Origin of the sequence: Cupriavidus sp. SIMBA_020, assembly GCF_046535395.1 — a bacterium.
Classification (GTDB): domain Bacteria; phylum Pseudomonadota; class Gammaproteobacteria; order Burkholderiales; family Burkholderiaceae; genus Cupriavidus; species Cupriavidus campinensis.
On record NZ_JAWRWU010000774.1, the window covers coordinates 1 to 265 of the forward strand.

The 265-nt window shown below is 69.4% G+C and carries 1 protein-coding gene; it reads left to right on the forward strand.

What is annotated here, in order from left to right:
• Positions 1–100: 100 nt before the first annotated feature.
• On the forward strand, positions 101–265 hold a 165-nt coding region (locus SB751_RS31455; RefSeq protein ID WP_410749204.1), incomplete at its 3' end, for a methylenetetrahydrofolate reductase.

Sequence of the window (265 nt, forward strand, 5' to 3'; positions counted from 1 at the left end):
GGGGCGTGCCAGCGGGCCGGCAAAGCCGGCTCCGCGGCACCCCGAGGGGGCGGCACCTGTTTCATGCGATGCGCGTGGCGCTATGGATAACTGATCCGATATGTCCGACTCGACTTCTCCGGCGTTCAGCCTGGAATTCTTTCCGCCTCGTGACCTGGCTGGCCAGGAGCGGCTGGTCCGCGCGGCCAAGCAGATGCTGGCGATCCAGCCCAAGTACGTCAGCGTGACGTTCGGCGCCGGCGGCTCCACCCGCGCCGGCACGGCC